Annotated in this window: 20 protein-coding genes; 10 read left to right on the plus strand and 10 right to left on the minus strand. The window is 64.2% G+C overall.

Annotated features, from left to right (window positions below; genetic code table 11):
• The gene (locus CLV47_RS12010) at positions 1–987 is read left to right on the plus strand and encodes an LLM class flavin-dependent oxidoreductase (RefSeq protein WP_106349292.1); all 987 of its coding nucleotides are present in this window, start codon (positions 1–3) and stop codon (positions 985–987) included.
• Between the two features lie 225 nt (positions 988–1,212).
• Positions 1,213–2,001 (plus strand): dioxygenase family protein, encoded by a 789-nt coding sequence (locus tag CLV47_RS12015; protein WP_106349293.1) that lies wholly within the window; start codon positions 1,213–1,215, stop codon positions 1,999–2,001.
• 8 nt (positions 2,002–2,009) lie between these two features.
• Here the strand turns inward: CLV47_RS12015 and CLV47_RS12020 are convergent, their stop codons facing one another.
• Entirely contained in the window at positions 2,010–2,600 is a 591-nt protein-coding gene (locus CLV47_RS12020; protein WP_106349294.1) for a TetR/AcrR family transcriptional regulator, read from the minus strand.
• A 120-nt stretch (positions 2,601–2,720) separates the two neighbouring features.
• Between CLV47_RS12020 and CLV47_RS12025 the strand changes: the two genes are divergently transcribed.
• On the plus strand, positions 2,721–3,632 hold the full coding sequence (locus CLV47_RS12025; protein ID WP_106349295.1) for an SDR family oxidoreductase: 912 nt from the start codon (positions 2,721–2,723) through the stop codon (positions 3,630–3,632).
• A gap of 133 nt (positions 3,633–3,765) precedes the next feature.
• On the plus strand, positions 3,766–5,586 hold the full coding sequence (locus tag CLV47_RS12030) for a flavin-containing monooxygenase (protein WP_106349296.1): 1,821 nt from the start codon (positions 3,766–3,768) through the stop codon (positions 5,584–5,586).
• Positions 5,587–5,665: 79 nt separating this feature from the next.
• Here CLV47_RS12030 and CLV47_RS12035 read toward each other — a convergent pair whose 3' ends face one another.
• Positions 5,666–6,967: an ammonium transporter gene (locus CLV47_RS12035; RefSeq protein ID WP_106349297.1), complete on the minus strand. Its 1,302-nt coding sequence runs from the start codon at positions 6,965–6,967 to the stop codon at positions 5,666–5,668.
• 373 nt (positions 6,968–7,340) lie between these two features.
• Between CLV47_RS12035 and CLV47_RS12040 the strand changes: the two genes are divergently transcribed.
• A complete protein-coding gene (locus tag CLV47_RS12040) occupies positions 7,341–9,218 on the plus strand; it encodes an ABC transporter ATP-binding protein (RefSeq protein WP_106349298.1) in 1,878 nt (625 codons plus the stop codon).
• Between the two features lie 105 nt (positions 9,219–9,323).
• On the opposite strand, the gene CLV47_RS12045 is transcribed toward CLV47_RS12040, so the two are convergent.
• The gene (locus CLV47_RS12045; protein WP_106349299.1) at positions 9,324–11,009 is read right to left on the minus strand and encodes a CocE/NonD family hydrolase; all 1,686 of its coding nucleotides are present in this window, start codon (positions 11,007–11,009) and stop codon (positions 9,324–9,326) included.
• A 74-nt stretch (positions 11,010–11,083) separates the two neighbouring features.
• On the opposite strand from CLV47_RS12045, the gene CLV47_RS12050 reads away from it, so the two are divergent.
• Together CLV47_RS12050 and CLV47_RS12055 are read left to right on the plus strand one after the other, a co-directional pair.
• On the plus strand, positions 11,084–11,692 hold the full coding sequence (locus CLV47_RS12050; protein WP_170111052.1) for a TetR/AcrR family transcriptional regulator: 609 nt from the start codon (positions 11,084–11,086) through the stop codon (positions 11,690–11,692).
• Between the two features lie 5 nt (positions 11,693–11,697).
• Positions 11,698–12,939 carry an aminotransferase family protein gene (locus CLV47_RS12055; protein WP_106349301.1) on the plus strand — a complete coding sequence of 414 codons (1,242 nt, stop codon included), beginning with the start codon at positions 11,698–11,700 and terminating at the stop codon, positions 12,937–12,939.
• Here the strand turns inward: CLV47_RS12055 and CLV47_RS12060 are convergent.
• Positions 12,936–14,558 carry an amidohydrolase gene (locus tag CLV47_RS12060; RefSeq protein ID WP_202862538.1) on the minus strand — a complete coding sequence of 541 codons (1,623 nt, stop codon included), beginning with the start codon at positions 14,556–14,558 and terminating at the stop codon, positions 12,936–12,938. The two genes, CLV47_RS12055 and CLV47_RS12060, sit on opposite strands and share 4 nt — an antisense overlap.
• A gap of 74 nt (positions 14,559–14,632) precedes the next feature.
• A complete protein-coding gene (locus CLV47_RS12065) occupies positions 14,633–15,748 on the minus strand; it encodes an NAD(P)H-dependent flavin oxidoreductase (RefSeq protein WP_106349302.1) in 1,116 nt (371 codons plus the stop codon).
• Between the two features lie 179 nt (positions 15,749–15,927).
• Here CLV47_RS12065 and CLV47_RS12070 point away from each other — a divergent pair, with 179 nt between their 5' ends.
• Positions 15,928–16,386, plus strand: coding sequence for a hypothetical protein (locus CLV47_RS12070; RefSeq protein WP_146135373.1), 459 nt, complete (start codon positions 15,928–15,930; stop codon positions 16,384–16,386).
• A gap of 7 nt (positions 16,387–16,393) precedes the next feature.
• On the opposite strand, the gene CLV47_RS12075 is transcribed toward CLV47_RS12070, so the two are convergent.
• Genes CLV47_RS12075 through CLV47_RS12085 form a run of 3 tightly spaced genes read right to left on the minus strand, consistent with a single transcriptional unit; the run spans position 16,394 to position 18,634 of the window.
• Positions 16,394–17,044 (minus strand): response regulator, encoded by a 651-nt coding sequence (locus tag CLV47_RS12075; RefSeq protein ID WP_106349304.1) that lies wholly within the window; start codon positions 17,042–17,044, stop codon positions 16,394–16,396.
• Entirely contained in the window at positions 17,013–18,176 is a 1,164-nt protein-coding gene (locus CLV47_RS12080) for a sensor histidine kinase (RefSeq protein WP_106349305.1), read from the minus strand. Before CLV47_RS12080 ends, CLV47_RS12075 begins: the two co-directional genes overlap by 32 nt.
• 50 nt (positions 18,177–18,226) lie before the next feature.
• Positions 18,227–18,634, minus strand: a complete 408-nt coding sequence (locus tag CLV47_RS12085; protein ID WP_202862539.1) for an LppP/LprE family lipoprotein — start codon at positions 18,632–18,634, stop codon at positions 18,227–18,229.
• 40 nt (positions 18,635–18,674) lie between these two features.
• Between CLV47_RS12085 and CLV47_RS12090 the strand changes: the two genes are divergently transcribed.
• Entirely contained in the window at positions 18,675–19,043 is a 369-nt protein-coding gene (locus CLV47_RS12090; RefSeq protein ID WP_106349307.1) for a hypothetical protein, read from the plus strand.
• A gap of 87 nt (positions 19,044–19,130) precedes the next feature.
• On the opposite strand, the gene CLV47_RS12095 is transcribed toward CLV47_RS12090, so the two are convergent.
• Entirely contained in the window at positions 19,131–20,417 is a 1,287-nt protein-coding gene (locus CLV47_RS12095; protein ID WP_106349308.1) for a cytochrome P450, read from the minus strand.
• A 240-nt stretch (positions 20,418–20,657) separates the two neighbouring features.
• Here CLV47_RS12095 and CLV47_RS12100 point away from each other — a divergent pair, with 240 nt between their 5' ends.
• Positions 20,658–21,371: a VC0807 family protein gene (locus tag CLV47_RS12100; protein WP_106349309.1), complete on the plus strand. Its 714-nt coding sequence runs from the start codon at positions 20,658–20,660 to the stop codon at positions 21,369–21,371.
• Here the strand turns inward: CLV47_RS12100 and CLV47_RS12105 are convergent.
• The gene (locus CLV47_RS12105; protein WP_106349310.1) at positions 21,301–22,278 is read right to left on the minus strand and encodes an AraC family transcriptional regulator; all 978 of its coding nucleotides are present in this window, start codon (positions 22,276–22,278) and stop codon (positions 21,301–21,303) included. The genes CLV47_RS12100 and CLV47_RS12105 overlap by 71 nt on opposite strands.
• Positions 22,279–22,479: the final 201 nt, after the last annotated feature.

A 22,479-nucleotide genomic window follows, 5' to 3' on the forward strand; every position in this document is an offset into this window, starting at 1 on the left:
ATGGATATTTCCTGCGCCTTCGCCACGTCCCTTGAGACTCCCGACCACGTCGCGCTGGCCGAGCAACTCGGCTACAAGCGTGCCTGGTGCTACGACTCGCCTGGTCTTTATCCAGATGTGTGGATGATTCTCGGGCTGGCGGCGCACCGGACCAGCACGATCGAACTCGGCCCCGGCGTACTGGTGCCCAGCATGCGGCACCCGATGACCAACGCAGCCGCGATCGCCGGCCTGGAGGCCTACGCGCCGGGTCGCACCGTCGTCGCGGTCGGCACCGGCTTCACCGGCCGGATGGTCTTCGGTCAGCGCAGCATGAAATGGGCCGAGGTCGCCGACTACGTCCGGGTGCTGCGCGCGTTGCTGCGCGGCGACGATGCGCAGTGGGAAGGCAAAACCATCCGGATGCTGCACGACGAGCAGTCGGCCCCGGTCCGCCCGATCGACGTACCGATCCTCATTGCCGGGGAAGGCGCGAAGGGTCTCGCGATCGCCGCGGAGCTTGGGGATGGCGTGTTCGGCAAGCCGACCGCGCCGGTGCCGGAGTCGTTGACCTGGCGCGCCATGCTCGCCAACGGCACCGTTCTGGACGAGGGCGAGTCCGCAGACTCCGCGCGCGCCGTCGATGCCTACGGCGGGGGACTGATGGTCAATTATCACTACGCGTATGAGCATGGCGGCGAGGCCGTTGACCAGCTGCCCGGCGGCGCCGAATGGCGTCGCGCCGCCGAGCAGGTGCCACAGCCGGAGCGTCACCTCGCCATCCACGACGGCCACATGATGCGCACCAACGCGCTCGACGAGTCGGTCATCAGCAAGAGCGAGTACCGGACACCGAAGCTGACGATGACCGGTACGCCGGACGAGGTGCGCAAGCGAGTGGGTCGGCTGGCCGAGCGCGGCGTGACCGAACTCGCCTATCAGCCATCAGGTAGCGACGTACGCCGCGAGCTCACCGCCTTTGCCGCCGCGATGGGCATCTCCGGCTAGGCAAAGTAGCCCCGGTATCGGCTCGCCGGCCGCCGACTCTCGTGCGACACCACACCCGCCGCGGCCCTTCTTGTCGCAGGCTCGGGCCCCGTCGATCTCGCGGACCTTGTCGCGGCAAACTCCGCGCTGTCGCGCTTTTGTGCCGCGTCAAGGAAGAGAATCGCGAGACAAGGAGCCAATTCTAAATATTTGAACAATCAACTAAAAGGAGCGTATCGTCGAGTCATGACCAGTAGCGAGTCCCTGCCTCCCATCCTCTATCTGTCTCACGGTGCGCCGCCCCTCGCCGATGACGAGGTTTGGACCAAGCAGCTTGCCGGTTGGAGTGCCGACATCGCCCGTCCAAGCGCGATCCTGATCGTTTCGGCGCACTGGGAGTCCGCGCCGCTGACCGTCGGCGCCACCGAGACGGTGCCCCTGACCTATGACTTCTGGGGCTTTCCTCAGCATTATTACGACGTGAAGTACCCCGCTCCCGGCGCGCCGGCACTCGCCTCCCAGGTGTCGAAGTTGTTGAGCCGACCGGGTAACCCCGTGCACCAGGATCCCGCGCGAGGCCTCGACCACGGCGCGTATGTGCCGCTCGTCGAGATGTTCCCGAACGCCGATGTGCCTGTCCTTCAGATCTCCATGCCGTCTCTCGACCCACAGGAGCTATTCGAGGTCGGCCGCAAGCTCGCGCCGCTACGCGATGAGGGCGTATTGATCATCGGGTCGGGCTTTACGACGCACAATTTGCAGCGCGCACGGTTCGGCGACACCACCGGTTGGGCCGAGGGCTGGACCAAGGAATTCGACCACTGGGCGGACGAGGTGGTGGAGCGGATGGACGTCGACTCTGCGCTCAACTTCCTGGATGTCGCGCCGGCCGCGCAACTCGCGCACCCTCGGACCGAGCATTTCGCGCCGCTATTCGTGAGCCTCGGCGCCGCCTCCGAGCTGAAGCTCGGCGCGCACAGCACCATCGAGGGCTACTGGTACGGCCTGTCCAAGCGTTCGTTCCAGTTCGGCTAGCCGCCGTGCTACGAGACGCTTGGCGACGTAGTCGGCACGCCGCTCAGGTTACGTAGCTCGCGAAGCACGTCCGCCGTGATGTCGGCGAGAGACCGTTTCTCGCCCTCGACGAGCCACTGGGTGAACGCTATTCCGAACACTGTCGCGCCCGATTCGGCCGCAAGCGTCGCCGCGGGATCGGTGATGGCGCGTGCGCGCAAGGCGTCGGCGATCGTCGTGGCGATTCCCGACATCTTGTGCCGTTCGCGTTCCTGGAGCGCGGGGTTCTGCTCGATCACGGACTGCCGTATGCGCGAGCGAGTACGGCGCTCGTCCGGAAACAATGTTGCCGCCGACCGAAGGGCTGCGGCGACGATGTCGAGCGGGGCCGCGTCCGGTGGCGCTTCGGCGACTCCATCGAGGAACGCCTGGGCGAACAGGTCCTGTCCGTAGAACAGCGCTTCGCGTTTGTCGCTGAAATGGCGGAAGAACGTGCGCTCGGTGAGGCCGACAGACCGCGCGATCTGTGCGGCCGTCGTCTGTTCGAAACCCTGCGCGGCGAATAGCTCGAGCGCCGCCGTCTGCAGGCGCTCTGGAGTGCCCGGTTCCCATCTCGCCATATTCACGATTCTAGGTGATGACAGTGACTGCCGTGGCGGTGTACCGTGATGTCTGTGACTGACGTCAGTCTCAGACATCACGACTCGACCGACTGATGGTCGGTAAAGGAGATCACCCTCATGCTTGTTTTTGTTACCGGAGCCTCCGGATGGATCGGCGCCGCCGCCGTCGATGAACTACTCGCCGCGGGACATCAGGTCGCCGGCCTCGCCAGGTCCGATGCGTCCGCCGCGGCGCTCGAGGCGAAAGGCGTCACCGTACGTCGAGGTGACCTCGACGACCTTGACAGCATCCGCGCCGGCGCCGAGGGCGCCGACGCCGTACTTCATCTCGCCAACAAACACGACTTTTCCAACCCGGCCATCTCGAACGCCGCCGAACGCGCGGCCGTCCAGACCATCGGCGATGCGCTGGTGGGCACAGATCGTCCGTTTCTGCTCGCCTCGGGCGTGGCCGGACTCAACCAGAGCGGGCCGGCGACCGAGAGTGACCTCTCGCCGTACCACGGTCCAGAGTCACCGCGCGGCGGCAGCGAAAATCTCGCCCTCGAATACGCCGATCGCGGCGTACGCACCGTGAGTCTGCGGTTTGCGCCAACCGTGCATGGCATGGGTGACCACGGGTTCATCGCCGCCATAGCCGCGGTCGCCCGCGAGCGGGGTGTCTCGGCATATCCCGGTGAGGGGACCAACCGATGGCCGGCCGTACATCGGTCGGATGCGGCCCGACTCGTCTCGCTCGGACTCGAGAAGGCCCCCGCTGGCGCGATTCTGCATGTTGTGGCCGAGACCGGTGTCCGAACTCGCGATATTGCCGAGGCGATAGGTCGTGTGTGCGACCTGCCGGTCCGATCGATCCCGCTCGATAGCGCACAGGATCACTTCGGGTGGATCGGAGGATTCTTCTCGATGGACGCGCCCGCGACTAGCCTTGCGACCCAGCAGCTTCTTGGCTGGACACCGACCGGACCGACCCTCATCGAGGACATCGACGCCGGCGCGTACTCGGTGCCGACGTCCGCCCGCGTTTAGACGGGCTTGGCAGCCTATTGACCATCTTGGTGGCGTCGGATTGGATCGGCTCATAAGGGCTCGGGGATTACCTCACCCACTCGGGGCGGGCGCTACTGGACCGGGCTAGGCGACAGCATCGCTTGGAGGGGTCATGACCCAGACTGCAGAGCACACCGAATCCGGTACGACGGCCAGCGACCAAGTGTCCGCGTGGCTGCGAAAGTTCGAGGACAGGTTGAGCGCCGGTGACGCGGCCGGGGCCTCGGCGCTGTTTCTCTCCGAGAGCTATTGGCGGGACCTTGTGTCATTCACCTGGAACATCAAAACCATGGAAGGCCCCGCCGAGATCAAGGACATGCTTGACGCGCAGCTCGCGCACATCACGCCGAGTAACTTCGGCCAGCGCGAACCGGCGACCGAGGCCGACGGCGTAGTCGAAGGCTGGATCACCTTCGATACCGCCGTTGGCCGGGGGAGCGGCCATGTTCGGCTACAGGACGGCGCTTGTTTCACCTTGTTGACCACCCTCGACGAGCTCAAGGGATTCGAGGAGCCCGCATTTGACCGGCGGATCAAAGGCGCAGAGCACGGCGCGGACAAGCAACGTACGACGTGGCTGGAGAAACGTGAGCAAGAGGCTGCGCAACTTGGCCACAGCGTGCAGCCGTACTGCGTCATCGTCGGTGGTGGGCAAGGCGGGATCGGGCTCGGCGCGCGGATGCGGCAGCTCGGCGTACCGACCATCATCGTCGAGCGCAACGCGCGTGCCGGAGACTCCTGGCGCCGGCGCTACAAGTCGCTGTCTCTGCATGACCCGGTCTGGTACGACCACCTTCCCTACCTCAAGTTTCCCGAGAACTGGCCGATCTTCTCGCCGAAAGACAAGATCGGTGACTGGCTGGAGATGTACACGAAGGTTATGGAGCTCAACTACTGGGGCGGCACCACCTGCACAGATGCCCGGTACGACGAGGCTGCCGGCGAGTGGGTCGTCAACGTCGTACGCGAGGGCAAGACCATCACATTGCGGCCTAAGCAGCTGGTGCTTGCGCTCGGTGTCTCTGGGAAGCCCAACATCCCCAAATTCCCAGGCATGGATGAGTTTAAAGGCGATCAGCACCATTCGTCGCAGCATCCAGGACCGGACGGTTACGAGGGCAAGAAGGCCGTGGTCATCGGCTCCAACAACTCGGCGCACGACGTATGTGCGGCATTGTGGGAACACGATGCCGACGTCACCATGGTCCAGCGGTCCTCGACGCATATCGTGCGTTCGGACTCGCTAATGGACCTCGCGCTCGGTGACCTCTACTCCGAACGGGCCGTTGCCGCGGGCGTCGATACACACAAGGCGGACACGATCTTCGCCTCGCTGCCGTACCGGATCATGCATCAGTCGCAGATCCCGGTGTACGACGCGATCCGCGAACGCGACCGTGACTACTACGACCGACTTGAGAAGGCCGGGTTCATGCTCGACTTCGGTGAAGACGGATCGGGGCTGTTCATGAAGTACCTGCGGCGCGGTTCGGGCTACTACATCGACGTCGGCGCCGGGGAGCTCGTCGCGAACGGTGATATCAAGCTCGTCAGCAACGTCGCGGTTGACCGGCTGACCGAGCATTCCGTCGTACTGTCCGACGGTCGCGAGCTTCCGGCGGACCTTGTCGTCTACGCGACCGGCTATCAGTCAATGAACGGGCTCGCCGCGGAGCTTATCTCGCAGGAGGTCGCCGACAAGGTCGGCAAGGTTTGGGGCCTCGGCTCGGACACGATCAAGGACCCGGGTCCGTGGGAGGGCGAGCAGCGCAATATGTGGAAGCCGACTCAGCAAGAGGCGCTGTGGTTTCATGGCGGCAACCTCCATCAGTCGCGCTACTACTCGCTTTACCTTGCGCTACAGCTCAAGGCGCGGCTCGAAGGGATTCCGACGCCGGTCTACGGTCTGCAAGAGGTGCATCACCTCTCCTGATCGGTCACCCATGCAAAGACGGCCGGTGCATGCGGCCCACCACAGCCCGCACGCACCGACCGTTCGGCCGTCCAGAGGACTAGACGGACGCCGACTCTTTGACCTGCGCTGGTTTGTGAGTCAACGAGTGGTGACTGTCGAACCGGCCGCCGGTGTTGACGCCGGTGAAGACGTACGCCGTCTCGGCGTGCTCGGACAGGTCCACTCCGCGCTCCTCGTCCTCGACCGATACCCGGAATCCGATGGTCTTGTGGATCGCGTAGCCGATGATGAAGGTCAGTACGCCGCTGAAGACGATCGAGAAGACACACGCCACGAACTGGCTCCACAACTGCGCGAACCCGCCGCCGTAGAAGAGGCCGCCACCGGCGCCTTTCTCTTGCAGGGCGAAGAAGCCGATTGCCAGGGTGCCGATCACACCCGAGACGAGGTGTACGCCGACGACGTCGAGTGAGTCGTCGTACCCAAGCTTGAACTTCCAGCCAATAGCGATGCAGGAACCAATTCCGGACAGAATGCCGATCGCGATGGCCCCGAGCGGGCTAACGTTCGCGCAGGCAGGAGTAATGGCGACCAGGCCGGCCACGACCCCGGAGGCCGCACCGAGGGAGGTCGGTCGTCCGTCACGGATGCGCTCGACGATGATCCAGGCGAGCATCGCGGCAGCGGGGGCGACCATCGTGTTGATCCAGATCAGGCCACCCTGCTCCGCGCTGCTGGCAGCACCGCCGTTGAAGCCGAACCATCCGAACCACAGCAACGCCGCGCCGAGCATCGCATAGGGCACGTTGTGCGGGCGATGGTTCGGATCGGTGCCGAATCCGCGGCGTTTGCCGATGATGAGTGCGAGGATCAAGCCCGCAATTCCGGCGTTGATATGTACGACGGTGCCTCCGGCAAAGTCGATCGCGGTCCCGACCGCCTTGCCGATCGCGCCATCGGGTCCGAGCAGGCCGCCGCCCCAGACCATGAAGGCCAACGGGCAGTAGACGACCGTGACCCAGATCGGCACGAAGACGCACCACGCGGAGAATTTCGCGCGGTCCGCGATGGCCCCGCTGATCAGCGCCACCGTGATGATCGCGAACGTCGCGCCGTAACCAGCAGTGATCAGGCTATCTGTGCCGATGATGTTGCTCATCCCGAACGAGTTGCCAGGGTTGCCGAACAGCTGCACCACACCGTCGCCGGTGCTCATTGAGTAGCCCCAGAGAACCCAAACGACGCCCACGATGCCGATCGCCACGAAACTCATCATCATCATGTTGAGGGTGGATTTCGCTCGGGTCATTCCGCCGTAGAAGAATGCCACCCCTGGCGTCATGAGCAGCACGAACGCCGACGCCACCATTACCCATATGTGACCTGCGGTCAGCTCCATCTGCGGTCCTCCTCGATTCATACGCCTATGCGTGATTCGAAGAGGAGTCTGTATTTCGGACGTTTCCGGAAGCGGCCATTGCTGTTACGGGCAAGTAAAACGCCTCGGATGTGATCCGCTGCTCACCCGCGATCCGTCACGAATGTCCGCTGATCCGTCACCAATGTCCGCTCGTCCGTCACGAATGTCTGCTCGTCCGTCACGAATGTCCGCTCGTCCGTCACGAATGTCCGCTCGTCCGTCACGAATGTCTGCTCGTCCGTCACAGCTTCCGAATTCTCTTGGCATGAAGTGGGCTTTAAGCCGTACCGTCATTAATCGGTTCCCGGCGGCACCCGTCGCGCCCAGAACACTTAAGGATCGGACCAGTCAGATGAGTATGGAAACCACCGCGTGGATGTCGCTGCATTCAGCGATGACCGCGGACAGTTCCAAGCGCACGATTTCCAGGGGAATTCTGCGACGAATCGTGGAGTTCTCCCGCCCGCTTCGCAAGCGCTTGCTGGGCTTCGTGCTCTTGAGCATTGTGATGGCTGTACTGACCGTCGCAACCCCGATCTTGGCCGGCAAAGTGATTGACGCGATTGCTGGGCGCGAGAAGGTCGGCGTCGTCATCGGCCTCGCCGTGCTCATCGCCGTCATCGCGTTAGTCGAGGCCGCGACCGGAATCGTGACCCGCTGGCTGTCCTCGACAATCGGGGAGGGGCTCATCTTCCGGCTGCGTACGGCGGTGTTCGACCATGTGCAGCGGATGCCGATCGCATTCTTCACTCGCACTCGCACTGGGGCGTTGGTCAGCCGGCTCAACAACGACGTCATCGGCGCCCAGCGCGCCTTCAGCAGCACATTGTCCGGCGTCGTCAGCAACTTCGTCACCCTGGTCCTCGCGTTGATTGTCATGCTCGCCACGTCCTGGCTGGTCACGGTCATCGCGATCGTGCTGCTGCCGATCTTCGTCGTACCGGCCAAACGAATCGGCGCGAAACTAGCCAGCCTGCAACGCGAAGCGGCCGACTACAACGCGTCGATGGGCACCCAGATGACTGAGCGCTTCTCGGCCTCCGGAGCAACCCTCGTCAAGTTGTACGGCGAACCCAGTCAGGAATCGACGTGGTTCGCGCAGCGGGCCGACCGGGTGCGCGATGTCGGCGTACGGTCGGCGATGCTGCAGTCGGTCTTCATGACGGCGCTGACGTTGGTATCTGCCTTGGCGCTCGCGTTGGTGTACGGACTGGGCGGCTACCTCGCGCTGACCGGCGGCCTTGCGCCAGGCGCCGTCGTCACACTCGCGCTTCTACTCACGCGCCTCTACGCGCCGCTCACGGCACTCGCCAACGCCCGGGTCGACGTTATGGGCGCGCTCGTCAGCTTTGAGCGGGTCTTCGAAGTACTCGACCTTGAACCTCTGATCAAGGACAAGCCGGATGCCCGCGAGATGCCCGGCGGTCCAGTGTCAGTCCAGGTGAACGACGTGCACTTTGCCTATCCCGCAGCGGATCGAGTATCGCTCGCGTCGCTGGAGGAGGTGGCGACCCTCGATCATCGCGGCGGTGTCGAGGTTTTGCACGGCATTTCGTTCGAGGCGCTTCCCGGGCAGGTGATCGCGCTGGTCGGTACGTCGGGTGCCGGCAAGTCGACTATCGCGCAACTGCTGCCGCGGCTGTACGACGTTGACGACGGCTCGATCAAGCTGTCGGGGATCGACGTACGAGACCTTAAGTCCGAATCGATACGTCGTACCGTCGGCATGGTCACCCAGGATGGACACCTCTTCCACGACACCGTCCGCGCCAACTTGCTGATCGCACAGCCCAAGGCGACCGACGACATGCTGTGGGAGTCGCTGCGCCGAGCTCGCCTCGACCGGGTCATCGAGGAACTGCCCGACGGGCTGGCCACGGTGGTCGGCGACCGCGGCTATCGCCTCTCCGGCGGCGAGCGTCAGCGCCTGACAATCGCTCGGCTGCTGCTCGCCCAGCAGCGAGTGGTGATTCTCGACGAGGCGACGGCGCACCTGGACAGTACGTCGGAGGCCGCCGTGCAGGCCGCGTTGGACGACGTACTGGCCGACCGCACGGCGATCGTGATCGCGCACCGGCTATCTACAATTCGGGCCGCCGACCAGATCCTTGTCGTCGAGGACGGCCGGATCGCAGAACGTGGCACGCACGAGGAACTCATCGGTGCCGAGGGCCGGTACGCCGAGCTCTACCGCACTCAGTTCGCCACCACCTCGCGATCCGTCACATAATCACCCGCGATCCGTCACAAAGTCCGCCGCGGTCCGTCACAAAGTCCGCGGCGATCCGTCACAAAGTCCCCGAGGTCGGCCTGGGATGCCGTCCGAGAGGCGGCGTCAGCCCGGTGGAATCTCTGGCACCTCGAGCGCGGCGGGCATCGCCGGCGACCAGTGGAGCGTGACGCGACACCGGGCGCTCGGCGCGTAATGCGCCGGGAAATGCCCGGTGAGTGGGTTACGCGGTGCGATCGTGCGCCCGGCAACGAGAAGCCGGAGGGACTCTCCAGTGCGTAACAGTGTCGAAGACGGTCCTAGCGGAATCTGACACGGGACGATCTCGCCGGGCCGCAGGAGTTGAGGCGTCGTGAACAAATGCTCGGGACGATGTGGCTTGGAGGACGCGGGATCGAGTTCGCGGAGTGACAGCTTCTGCCAGCCGAGCGCGATGCGGTCCCGGCCGTAACCGTAGGACCCCTCGAAAGGCACCCATGTGTTGTGGTCCCATTTTTCGGCCCCGACAAACAAGCTCGCGTCGTCGGCGCCGACGACTGATACCCAGAGCAGGAGGTTCATCGGTCCGGTGAGTTCGATATCCCTGGGCACAATGAAGGTGAAGGCCGCCGCGTCCTTGCGGGTAGCGAAGCTGATCTCGCCAGCACGGTCGGATGGAGTGTCACTCAGCGTTCCGCCGTCCCCAAGATAGAGCGAACGCCAGTGGGTCCGGGCCAGCGGCCACTCGTGTTCGCTGCGCACCTCGACGATCTCGTCTCTGCTCGCACGAACCTCAAGCCGCACGCGTGGCGGTGGTGGGACGTCAAGATCCCGTAGATAGCGATCGAAGAAGGCGAGTTGCACCGCCTTCGCATCGTTACTGTAAAAAGTCTGCCATTTGCCCGCCCGATGGGTGTACGCGAAGCGGTCAGACGAGCCGGCCTGTTCGAAGGCGCGAAACGAGCCGACGGTGTGCAGGTTGCCATCGGAGAAGCTCGTGCACACCAGCATCGGTACCTGGATTTCGCTCAGTCGCGGGGCGAGCGAGCGCCACCACTCATCGCGCAATGGGCGAGCGTTGCGCTCGGCGCGAAGATCGACCGCGTTGCGGGTCTTGCGCTTGAGGCCCGCCAGCCAGATCGATGAGAACCCGCGCTCGCTGATTCCGCCCGGTGAGAATAGGTCGCGGTAAGCGTCGGTGAGGCCCTCCCACGGGCAGATGGCACGCAGATGTGGCGGACGCAGCGCCGCCGCCTTGTACTGCGATATTGCGAGATACGAGACGCCGAGCATTCCGACAGAGCCGGTTGACCACGACTGGGTACCGGCCCACTCGATCAGGCTGTACACGTCCTCGCCCTCGTCGTCCGACATAGTTGAACCGACGCCGTCAGAGACGCCGGCGCCTCGAAGGTCGGCGTTTACGACGGCGTACCCACGGGCCGTCCACCACGCGGGGTCGGGGGCCTCCCAGCCCGTCTGATCCGAGAACGCTACCTCTGATGGCTGACGCATGATTCGATATTGCGCACTGAATGCCCACCGGCGACCGCGACGCTTCGGTAGGGCGTCTTTACCGTAGGGATGGGCGCACAGGATCACCGGGAATGGCCCGCGACCTGCGGGGCGATAGAGGTTGACGCGCAGTATGACCCCGTCGCGCATGGGCACCTCGACGCTCGTGTCTTTTACGAACGTTTCTGTGGGTGCCTGCGACACCTTCACCGATGGTCGCACGATTCCTCGCACCCGGCCGAGCGCATATCCCACTGCGCCCGGCCGATGCCACGGTCGATCCAACTCCCGTGACATTTGGTGCCCTCGTCCCCCCGCGTGGTGCTTTAGAATGACACTCTAACTCATCGGGTACCGTGGTGTCTATGGCAGTGAGCAGACAAAAAAAGGTGGGCGCGGTCGTGCGTCAGCGGACCCGTGCTCGTGTCCTCGCTGCTGCTGAAGAGGAATTCACCGAGGTCGGGTACGTCGCCGCAACCGTCGCGCGGATCGCCGCACGCGCGGGTGTCACCGTGCAATCGATCTACTCCAGCTGGGGCAGCAAGTCAGCGCTGTTTCGCGCGTATCTGGAGTCCGCGATAGCGCCGGGGACGGAGCGAGTCGATTTCTCCGGCGCCATAAGCCCTGGCCACCCGCGCGAAGTCGTCAGTCAGATCGCTCACCTGTTCCGAGCGGTCGCCGAACGCAGCGGTCCAGCGTGGCGGCTCTACCGGGATGCGGCCGCCGTGGACCCCGAGATCGCCGCGGACTGGCAACAGCTGCAGATGCTGCGTCGCGGCACGTTCGACATCCTCCTTCAATCGGTCTCCGATCGTGACCTTCGCGTTGCCCGGCCGGTCGCCGTCGATTCCGCCTGGGCTATTGCCAGCCCGGACATGTATGAACTGCTTGTCGAACGCGCGACCTACACGCTTGACGCCTTCGAAAAGTGGGTCGGAGAGACCATTGCTGCCGCGGTACTGCGCGTCGTGCAAGAGTGAGATGCATGACGACGAAGTTTTGGCACCCGCAGGCACTGATGTCCACCGTGAAGAATTCCGAGATAGTCCTTGTCCGGGGCGAGGGATCGCATGTATGGACCGACAACGGCACGAAACTGTTCGACGCGACGGCAGGGCTCTGGTATGCCAACATCGGGCACGGGCAGCGGGCAGTCACCGAAGCGGTGAGCAAACAGATGGATGAGCTCGAAACGTTCCACACCTTCGGCGCCTTCGCCAACCCGATGGCGAAAGACGTCTGCGAGCGGATCGTCGGGCTGGCGCCGATGGGCCCGGACGCATCGGTCTTCCTGGTGTCCGGTGGCAGCGACGCGATTGACACGGCCGCCAAGCTCGCGCGTCGCTACTTCACCGCGACCGGCCGCCCCGAAAAGCGAGTCATCGTCTCACGTGAAAACGCCTACCACGGGCTGCACGGATTCGGCACCGCGCTCGGTTGGATGGAAGGCAACCGGGCCGGGTACGGCGACCTCGATCCGGACATCATCAGAGCGTCGGCAACCGACTGGTCCGACGTAGAGAAGGTCTTCGCGAACACAGGTCCCGAGCTCATTGCGGCGTTCTTCTGCGAGCCCATCATCGGCGCCGGCGGTGCGATCTTCCCGGGTCAGGAGTATCTGACCAAGGTGCGCGAGTTGTGTCGCCAGCACGACATTCTCTTCGTCGCCGACGAGGTCATCACCGGTTTCGGTCGCACCGGCACGTGGTTTGCCTCCGAACGCTTTAACCTCGACCCCGACATGATCACCTTCGCCAAGGGCGTCACCTCTGGCTACCTGCCTCTAGGTGGTGTCGTCATCTCGCCCAAGGTCGGCGCGCCGTTCTGGGATGACGGCAGTGAGATTCCCTTCAAGCACGGGATGACCTATTCGGGCCATGCGAGCTGCTGCGCGGCGGCGATGGCTAACCTCGACATTCTCGAAAACGACGGGCTGCTGCAGCGCGTCACCGATCTCGAGAAGCCACTCGCTGAAGCGCTCAACAGCCTTGACGATCACCCGGACGTCGTACAGATCCGTTCTGGCGTAGGGCTTATCGGTGGGGTGGTGGTGTCCTCCCCGCAGCTCGGCGCGCGCATGGAAGCAGATCTCCTTGAGCGCGGCGTCATTACCCGCAAGATCGGTGACGGGAGCGCGCTGCAGGTGTCGCCGCCGTTCGTGATGACCGACGACGAGATGGCGTGGATGGTCGATCAGTTCCGGGCGTCACTCAACGCGGTGAGCTAGAGGCTGCCGTATACGGTGTCGCCGCCGATGACAGTGGCGAGTACGTCGATCGACCCGATGCCTTCGGGATCGATCGCGGTCGGGTCCTCTGCCAGTACGACGAAGTCGGCGAGCTTGCCCGGTGTGATGCTGCCCGTCGAGTCCTCCCGGAACGAGGCGTACGCCGATCCCATCGTGTAGCACCGCAGAGCCTCGAGGGCTGAAACCCGCTCTGCCGCACCGAATACAGCTCCCGAGCGAGTACGCCGAGTGACCATCGACTGCATTCCGAGCAGGGGAGCGCCCTGTACGACGGGGCGGTCCGAGCTACCCGGCACGGTGATTCCAGCGTCGAGGAATCCCTTGAACCGGTAGCACCACTCGGTGCGTTCGGGACCGAGCGCATCTGCCATCCCGTCGCCGAGTTCCTCGATGAAGCGCCCCTGTGGCACTGGAATCACGCCCAGGCGGGCGATCCGCTCGACGTCGGCCGGTGGGCAGACGCCGGTGTGCTCGATCCGGTGCCGGTGGTTGGCGCGGGGATACTTGGACAGCACCTCTTCGTAGATATCCAATACGGTGCCGACCGCCTTGTCGCCGATCGCGTGGGTCGCGACCTGCCAACCGGCGAGATGCGCACCGGTAATCACCGAGCGCATGTGGTCGACCTCGTCCTGTAGGAAGCCGACATTCCCCGGGTCGTTGCTGAAGTCGTGGCACATCGCGGCGGTGTGCCCGATGAGCGAACCGTCCGAGAAGACCTTCATAGCGCCGATCCGCAGACGGTCGTCGCCAAGACCAGTCCGGATCCCGAGCTCGAGGCCGTACGCCGGACCGTCCTCGACATTGCGATCTAGCGGATGCAGCGAATCCGAGACGATCATGAGCGTCGTACGTTGCAGCAAAGCGCCGCTGTCCCGGGCCGCCTGGTACGCCGCAAACTCGACGGTGCTGTTGCCGACCCATCCGCCGCCGATCCCGGCCTCGGTGAGGCCGACGAGTCCTTGGGTGGCATAGACGGCAGATGCGCGAGAGATCGTGTCGACCAGAGTCGCTTGAGAATAGGGAAATACCAGGGTTCGGACGAGACCCTGTGCTTGTTCTTGCAGGAGTCCGGTCGGTACGCCGGAGGAGTCGCGGACAATAGCGCCGCCCGGCGGCACCGAGTCCAGGTCGACCGAGTCGAGGACCTTGCCGTTTACCACGCACATGTGCCCGGAGGTGTGCTTCAGCCAGACGAGATGGTCCGGCGCGATCCGGTCGAGCACGTCGCGGTGCGGATGCTGCGCGCCTAGCTTGTTCTGGTCGTAGCCGGAACCGACGATCCATGATCCTGCTGGGGTGTCGGCAGCGCGCGCTGCGACCGCGTCGTAGAGCTCGTCGAGGGAGTTGACCGCTGGCGCCCTCAGGTCGATCTCGTCGAGCGCCATCCCATAGCCGACCATGTGATTGTGGGCGTCGTGAAAGCCAGGGACCAGGGTCTTTCCACCGAGGTCGACCGTACGGCGCGCGTCGAGCCCTTCGGTGTCCGGTCCGACCGCGACGATCCGGCCACCGAGTACGCCGACACTCGAGGCGGTCGGTTGGTTGTCGTCCATGGTGAGGATGTTGGCGTTCGTGACGAGCAGATCGATCTTCAAGATGGGGCTCCTAAGGGTCGCGTACGTCGACCGTAACCAACATCGGCTCCGTGTACTACCTGAGTTCTGTAGAGCTAGCCCTCAAGCTGCTCTTGTAGGCCGGAGTACGCCTCGACGAGGCCGTCCATGAAGTTGCGCACGACTTCGCGGGCTGGCTGCGCCTGCCGCATGAGACCGACGACCTGCCCGACGAAGTAGGAGTCGAGTTCGGCCGCGCCGGGTACGCCCTTCGTCGACGCAGCAGCGATGCGGCCCCACGCTTGGTTGACGAGCACGCCCTGCAGGGGCATCGGTAGCGGGTCGGGATTGTTGCTGCTGGCCCATGCCTCGTGGTACGCCGTGATCAATTGCCGCGCAGGCTTTCCGGTTCGCGCGCGCGAACGCTCGGTGTCCGAAGAACCGGCATCGAGGAACTTCTGCTTGACCACTGGATCGGTCTCGGCCTCATCCGTAGTCAGCCACACCGAGCCGGTCCACGCGCCCGCCGCGCCGAGCGCCAAGGCCGCCGCGAACTGGCGTCCTGTGGCGATACCTCCGGCGGCTAGAACGGGCGTGGGGCTCACGGCATCGACGACCTCGGGAGTCAGCACCATGGTCGCGATTTCGCCGGTGTGACCGCCTGCCTCATAACCCTGCGCGACGATCAGGTCCACGCCGCGTTCTTGCTGTTTCTCGGCATGCCGGACCTTCCCGACCAGCGCGGCAACCGGTACGCCGTTCTTTTTACCTAGGTCGATCATCTCCTGAGGCGGTACGCCCAGCGCGTTGGCGATGAGCTTGATCGGGTGTTTGAAGGCGACTTCGAGCGCGGCGCTGACTTGGTCCGGCGCGACCGACGGCGTGGACGGGTTGAGCGTGTAGTCGTCAGCGCTGTCCAGTACGCCGTACTTGTGCAGCATGTCCTGCATAAATGCGATGTGCTGTGCCGGCACCATGGCGAGCAGCTGTTCGGGGGTCTCGTCGGTGAACGACAACTTCGCCGGGGCGAGCAGGTCCACGCCGTACGGCCGGCCGCCGGTGTGCTCGTCAAGCCATCGCAGCTCCAGCTCAAGCTGGTCCGGCGTAAAGGCGGTGGCCCCGAGTACGCCGATTCCGCCGGCGTTGGTCACGGCGGCGACGACGTCGCGGCAGTGGCTGAACGCGGCCAGCGGAATCTCGATGTCGAGCATGTCGGTCATCTGTGTCTTCATAGAGCCGTTCCTCTTCATTGCTTGCACGGGGACGAGCGGTCTCACCCAACCTAACGCTTATCCGCGCGTACGACGACGGTTCGCGGTAGTGCGGTTCGCTTAGGTGTAACAGATCGACTCAATGGTGAGTCAATCTGCTTCACCTAAGCGATCTGGTCGATCCTCATAGAATGGGTCGCGTGACCCGACGCGAGCTATCGACAGCATCTCCCATTCTCGTAGTCGGGGTGCTGGGCGTTCTCGCGGGCGGATTGCTGTCGGCGGCCACCGCCTCTGCACCTACCCGACACATCGCGTGGGCGGTCGCCTACCTCGTGCTCGTGGTGGGTGTCGCGCAGCTCTGCCTCGGCGCGGGTCAGGCGCTGCTAGCCGAACGTCCGCCGCGCTGGTCAGTGACTATCGCCGAGCTGGTCTTGTTCAATCTTGGTAACGCCGGCGTCCTGATCGGGACCGTCCTTGAGATGCCCTGGCTCGTTGATGTCGGCGGGATCGCACTCATCGTCGCGCTTGTCTACTTCATGCTGGGGGCGCGCGGGTCCGCCGGCCTGAAATTGCTCCGGTATTGCTACTGGTTCGTCGTCGTCGTACTTCTTGTCAGTATCCCTACCGGTCTCGTGCTTGCGCGCGTGCTGAATTAGTTCGCAGCTACAACAGCTCGGCGTCGTGGGCGAGCAGAGCAAGCTGAGTGCGGTTGTCGAGGGTTAGCCGAGTCAGAATGTGTGAGACGTGTGCCTTGATCGTGGCGATACTGAGGTAGAGCTCGGCCGCGATCTCCGCGTTGCTGAGGCCGCGCCCGATCGCGACGACGACTTCGCGTTCGCGCGGACTGAGGCTTGCGATGGCCTCTGATGCGCGTTCGTACGTCGACGCGCCGTCGGCGACCTTGTCCATCAGCCGGCGGGTGACGGTGGGCGAGAGGATCGACTCGCCACGCGCGACCCGGACGATGGCCTCCACGATCTCACGCGGAGGCGTGTCCTTCAGGAGGAAGCCGTCGGCGCCGGCACGCAGCGCCTGCATGATGTGCTCGTCGGTGTCGAACGTGGTCAGCATGATCACCTTCGGCGACCGGTCCCGCTCGCGGAGCCGACGTAGTGCGGCGATCCCGTTCATCCGCGGCATCCGGATATCCATGAGTACGACGGACGGGTCGTTCTTGTCCACGGCCGCTGGCACTTCCTCCCCGTCGCTTGCCTCGGACACGCTGATGCCGTCGGCGCCGTCAAGCATCATCTTCAGGCCGGCGCGGACCAGCGCGTCGTCGTCAACGATCAGTATTCGCAACGGTCTGTTCACCAGGCCAGGGTAGCGATGCCTGTAACTCGAAGTTGCCGTCCGTGCCGATGCCGTGACGAAATGTGCCCCCTGCGAGTCCGACCCGTTCGGCCAGCCCGATGAGTCCGACGCCAGGGGGAGTGGTGTCCGGGCGGGGCGGCAGCGGGTTGCGCACGGTCACCTCGAGACCGCTCTCGGGGCCGCCCTCGACGACGACCTCGACCGGTTCTCCGGAGGCGTGCTTGCGGGCATTCGTGAGCGCCTCCTGCACGATGCGGTACGCCGTACGCCCCAATCCGGTAGGTGCTCCCGTGGCGACGGTGATCCTGGAGGCGATGTCATCACCGGCGTTGCGTGCCTCGGCGACGAGTTGGTCGATATCGGCGAGGGTTGGTTGCGGTCGCCACGATGAGGATTCGTCGTTGGCGACTCGGATGACTTCGCGCAGTTCCTCGAGCGCCTGATGCAGGCCCGCGCGTACGACGGCGGCCGCCTGTGCAACTTGTTCAGGCGAGGCATCCGGGCGAAACTCCAGCGCCCCGGCGTACGTCGCGACCAACGAAAGCCGATGCCCGAGTACGTCGTGGATCTCGCGCGTAATGCGCGAACGTTCGAGGCTCTGGGCTTCGGCTACCCGGCGGGCGCCGTCGGTCTCGGCGCGGTGCGCCCGCTCCCGGTACGACGCCAGCACCTCCGCGCGCCAGCGACCGTTGGCGCCCCAACCGAGCAACGCGGCATTCGCGGCGAAATCGATTACGACCCACCACCCGAAAGGCAGTGCGGTGATTGGAAACCAGATCCAGCGCAGTAAATGTGCGACGAAACTCGTGACCGTTATTCCTAGCGCGACCCGAAACGGCTGTGTGCGGCCGGCGATCACTACCGTCACGGCCGCGGGTGGCGTGCCGGTGGGTGCGACCATAGACAGGGCCGCGACGAGATACATCGGCACCCGCAGCAGACGTACGACGAATGGCATGGCCGCGCATCCAGCGACACCGACCACGATATCCAGAACCAGCGCGGTCGTCGAGATCGCTGGCGTCGCGCTGAGTTGGCCGAAAGCGGTGAGGGCCACCTGTATGGCAACTGCGATGACGACACCGAGACTGAGGAGTCGATACGTCGCTTGCGACCGATGCGGATGTGTCACCAGAGCAACGTATGTCAGGCGGTCACCGCTCCGATACCGACCAAAGTAGGTTAATTTGCCGGTGCGTTGCCCGTCATCTTCACGGTGCCGCTGGCGGTGTCGAAGTGGAACTGAGCGAGGCTGGTACCGCTCGCCTCGGCGTTTGTCTCGTTCTGCCGTGGCCAGTGGTACGTCACCGAGATCGTGGCGTCGTCCACCCGAGTCACAGTCGGAAAGAACCCGTATGACTTCGCGGTCGCACGGCCGATGTACTTACCCATATGGAACAGCGCGATGGCGTACGGCGACGACGCGGTACCGCCCTCGATTGGCATGACGATCCAGCCGAGGGTGGCGCACGGGTTGTATCCGTCCGTCGTGGCGGTAGACGGGTCCCATTTCACGTAGCTCATGGTGGGGTCGCTGAAGGGTCGGGGAAGTTTCTCGGCGGCGGTCTGTGCCGCCTGCTGCGGCGTCATCGATCCGCATGCTGGTGATGGGTTAGCCATCGTTGCCGCAGTGGTCGCAGGGGTCACCGTCGAGGTGTTGCCCGAGGAGCCTGGCGCCCGTGCCGTTGCCGTGCTTGAGGGTGCCTCCGTCGAGGTGCCTGCCCCGGCAGCGATGTTCGGCGTCGAAGAGGTTTCCGGCGTCGACTTCGTTGTCGCTGTGGCGGTCGACGATTCGCCGCTGGCGGGCGTATCGCGTTGCGAACTGCCGCCGCCACTAGTGCACGCCGTCAACAGCACCGTCGCTGCGACGAGCCCGATGGTCCACTCCGCTGGCCGCCGACCGCCCTTCATGCTGAGCCTCATCGCTGGCACTTCCTTTCGCCGCTACCAACATCAACCGATATACCCGCTAAGACGACGGGTGCCCGGTTTGGGTTGACGGCGTGGGAAAGATAGTTGGCCGCGGTCACACCCAAAATAGGTAGTGCGGCTACGAAGCGTCGCTATGAATGCGGCGCTGCGGCGTTCACGCAGTTGGCGTGAACCGGACGTTCATCCGTTTGATGCCGTTGATGAACGACGAGACGAGCATCTCGGGCTCCCCCTCGACCTCAAGATCGGGCAATTGCCTGAAGAGCTCCTGAAACACGATGCCCAATTCACGTTTGGCGAGGCTTGAGCCGAGGCAGAAGTGCGGGCCGGGGCCGCCGAATCCCAGGTGCGGGTTGGGGCTGCGGCGCAGGTCGAAGGTATCCGGGTCTTCGAAGACTTCGGTGTCGCGGTTGGCGGCGCCGTAGAACATGAGGACCTTGTCGCCCTCCTTGAAGGCGTGGCCGCGGTACTCAACGTCGTGAGTGAGCGTGCGCCGCATCCATTGCACCGGGCTGGCGTAGCGCACGATTTCCTCGACAGCGGTCGGTGTGATGCCGTCGACGTCGTCCATCCAGATCTTTTTCTGGTCGGGATTCTTGGTGAGGGCCAAAATCGCGTGCGAGATTGCGGTGCGCGTCGTGTCGTTGCCGGCGACGACTAACAGGATGAAGAACGACGCGAGCTCGTCGTCGGTCAGCTGCTCACCGTCGACCGAGCCATTCACGAGTGCGGATGTCAGATCGTCGGTAGGCGTTCCGCGGCGTTCGGCGGCGAGTTCGTGCATGATGCCTGCCAGCGTGGCGCCCGCCTCGAGAAAGATGCCAATTGGGTTCTCAGCGTCGGGTGGCATGAACTCGGGGTCGCCGCCAGACAGGATGATGTTGGTCATCTGCAGGCATACGTCGTATTTGTCCTTGGGGATGCCCATCATCCGCATGATGATGGTCAGCGGAAACGGGCTCGAGAGTCGTTCGACGATGTTGACCGTTCCCGACGGCTCGACCGCAATTGTGCCAACGAGCTCGGCCACGACCTCGGCGATGTCGTCATAGACCCGACCAAGCATCTTAGGGGTAAATGCGCGGGAGACGATCCGGCGGATCTTCGCGTGCCGCGGATCGTCCATGTTGATCATCGAGCCGTAGAACTCAAGCATCTCAACGGGCAAGTCAAGAATCGAAGTCGCCCCTTGGCCAGAGCTGTAGGTCTCGGTATGTCGACTCATCTCAATGATGTCCTGGTGGCGGGTGATCGCGTAGTAGCCCGGCCCGGCTTCGGTGCCGAGAAGTGGCTCCGGCTCCTCAAAGAACGCGAACGGTGCCTCGCTGCGTAAGAGCTTCATTGCCTCGATCTTGCGCGACCACGGTAGGGCCCAGAATTCCTGGTCCGACAGGTTGATCTCGTCGAGTTTCCAGGGCGCTGCGCCCGGTGTCATCGTCATTTCCGAACCTCCAGGCGTACTCGGGAAATCGACCGTAGCACGCCCGGCAGCACGTTGGGTCCGGGCGACGCAGCCGCTCAGATTGGCAGCGGCGTTAGCACTTCGGTGTGCCCGAAGTATTGCCGCTGAAGGTCGTTATCCCGAGTCATACCAAAGTAGGTAGCGACGCGCCTTTCGGCGCGCTGCCGCGAGACGTGCGACCGATGTGGGACGCAAGCGATCTGCGCGATAGTCGTTGGCATGCAATCAATCATCAAGCGGTGCCGTGGAATCCTGATCGACATCGCCGCCCCGCTGGTCTTGTTCTACGGACTGCGCGCCGGCGGCGTGAGCGACATGGTCGCGCTCATCGTAGGGATGGTCCCGCCGCTCGGCAGCGCGCTATACAGCCTGGCGCGCACTCGTCGGACGGATGCCTTTGGCATGTTGGTCCTCGCCGCGATGGTGTTGTCATTGATCGCCTCACTCCTCGCGGGGAGCCCCCGTGACCTGCTCGTGCGCAACGCATTGGTCAGCGCCCCGCTGGGCATCTGGGTGCTTGTCACGGTGTGGCGTGGTACGCCGATCTCCTTCGAGGTCACTCGCACGTTGATGCCGCAGCTGGCCCCCGCCATGGACCGGCTGTGGGTGGAGCGCCCCCGCTTCCGGCGGGCCTGGCGCCAGATCACTGCTATGTGGGGGATTCTCGGCCTGGTCGATGCCGGACTGCGGATCTACTTCTCCTACACTCTCGCAGTCGCGACGGTGCCGGTGCTGGACATAGCGGTCACGATCGGCACCGTGGTCGCGTTGCAGATCCCGACGCACTTGTTCCTACGGCGCTCGGGTTGCTGGGTCGTGCTGTTCGAGCGCCGAGCTCGAGCGGCCTACCTCGCCTCGGCGCCTATGCGTCGACGTGCCGATCCTCATGCGACCGCGTCCAGCGCCGCGGCGAGTCACCGTTTCGGCGGATGAAAGCCCTGATGAAGCTCGACGGATCGCCGTACCCGACTCGGTTGGACACTTGTTGCACGGACAGACCGGCGGCGAGGTACTGCTCGGCCTGCCGCATGCGCACTTCTTCGCCGACCAGCCGAAAACTCGTGCCTTCGTCGGCGAGTTGCCGACGAAGCGTCCGGACGCTGAGGTTGAGCGCGGCGGCGACGCGTTCCTGAGACTGGTTGTAATGGTTGCCCTGAAGCTCCTCGCGGACGCGGCCGGCGACAGTGCGCCGGGCACGCAGTCGCATCTGCGTGTCCAGGCATTTCATGAGGCTTTGTTCGGCGGTAAGCGGGCTTGCGGAGGGCAAGCGAATGTCGAGGCACCGGCCATCAAAAGTAAAACGAGTGTATGAAGAATCGAACTCGGGCAAGACTCCAAATATGCGTTCGTACGGCGCGGTATCGGCCGGCCGCGGAAGTCGGAGTTCGCATCGGTCGATCTGGACGGGGTCGAACGACTCGGCCCAGATGACGTGCGCGCCGGCGATATCACGAGCGAGGACGAACTGACGTACGTTCTCCGGTACGTCGAAGTCGCCGTACTCGATGAAGAGTTTGGACCCACCGACTCGATGTTGCACGCGGGTGCATGCGTATGTGAGGTCGATGAACTGATTGGCCACGTTGATTGACTCGCGGACCGTGGCGCTGGAGATGATCGCGAGGCCCCACACGCCGTAGATCGTCAGCCGGTAGCGAGATCCGACTTCAAGACCGAATTCTGCTGGTGCGTCGACCGCCTGGAGCATTTCTGCGATGAATGCAAGCTCCTGACGCATCGTGATCAGGCCGTTTGGGTCGACCAACGTCGCTGCATCTATGCCGGCTACGTCGAGGCATCGGGCGCCGTCGATGCCACGCCGCACGGCCAGTCGGTGCATGAGCGCGACGCTGCTCGGGCCGCGGACAGACTCTAAGACACTTGTGGCCGAATCTGTCAATTTCGTGGCCGATCTCGTCACCGCTGCGCACCCCCATTGGTCGTTAGTGTCAGAAAACAAACTCACCGTGTCCGATGCCACACTAGCGGTCCGGCCTGCCAAATACAGCCCAGAACTGCTAGCAGAAGCCAGATCGGTATA

Origin of the sequence: Antricoccus suffuscus (assembly GCF_003003235.1) — a bacterium.
Lineage (GTDB): Bacteria > Actinomycetota > Actinomycetes > Mycobacteriales > Antricoccaceae > Antricoccus > Antricoccus suffuscus.

Coding starts and splice junctions, on each gene's coding strand:
- CLV47_RS12010 (WP_106349292.1), top strand. CDS start 1: ATGGATATTTCCTGCGCCTTCGCCACGTCCCTTGAGACTCCCGACCAC.
- CLV47_RS12015 (WP_106349293.1), top strand. CDS start 1,213: ATGACCAGTAGCGAGTCCCTGCCTCCCATCCTCTATCTGTCTCACGGT.
- CLV47_RS12020 (WP_106349294.1), bottom strand. CDS start 2,600: ATGGCGAGATGGGAACCGGGCACTCCAGAGCGCCTGCAGACGGCGGCG.
- CLV47_RS12025 (WP_106349295.1), top strand. CDS start 2,721: ATGCTTGTTTTTGTTACCGGAGCCTCCGGATGGATCGGCGCCGCCGCC.
- CLV47_RS12030 (WP_106349296.1), top strand. CDS start 3,766: ATGACCCAGACTGCAGAGCACACCGAATCCGGTACGACGGCCAGCGAC.
- CLV47_RS12035 (WP_106349297.1), bottom strand. CDS start 6,967: ATGGAGCTGACCGCAGGTCACATATGGGTAATGGTGGCGTCGGCGTTC.
- CLV47_RS12040 (WP_106349298.1), top strand. CDS start 7,341: ATGAGTATGGAAACCACCGCGTGGATGTCGCTGCATTCAGCGATGACC.
- CLV47_RS12045 (WP_106349299.1), bottom strand. CDS start 11,009: ATGTCACGGGAGTTGGATCGACCGTGGCATCGGCCGGGCGCAGTGGGA.
- CLV47_RS12055 (WP_106349301.1), top strand. CDS start 11,698: ATGACGACGAAGTTTTGGCACCCGCAGGCACTGATGTCCACCGTGAAG.
- CLV47_RS12065 (WP_106349302.1), bottom strand. CDS start 15,748: ATGAAGACACAGATGACCGACATGCTCGACATCGAGATTCCGCTGGCC.
- CLV47_RS12085 (WP_202862539.1), bottom strand. CDS start 18,634: ATGACGCCGCAGCAGGCGGCACAGACCGCCGCCGAGAAACTTCCCCGA.
- CLV47_RS12095 (WP_106349308.1), bottom strand. CDS start 20,417: ATGACGATGACACCGGGCGCAGCGCCCTGGAAACTCGACGAGATCAAC.
- CLV47_RS12100 (WP_106349309.1), top strand. CDS start 20,658: ATGCAATCAATCATCAAGCGGTGCCGTGGAATCCTGATCGACATCGCC.
- CLV47_RS12105 (WP_106349310.1), bottom strand. CDS start 22,278: ATGCACCGACTGGCCGTGCGGCGTGGCATCGACGGCGCCCGATGCCTC.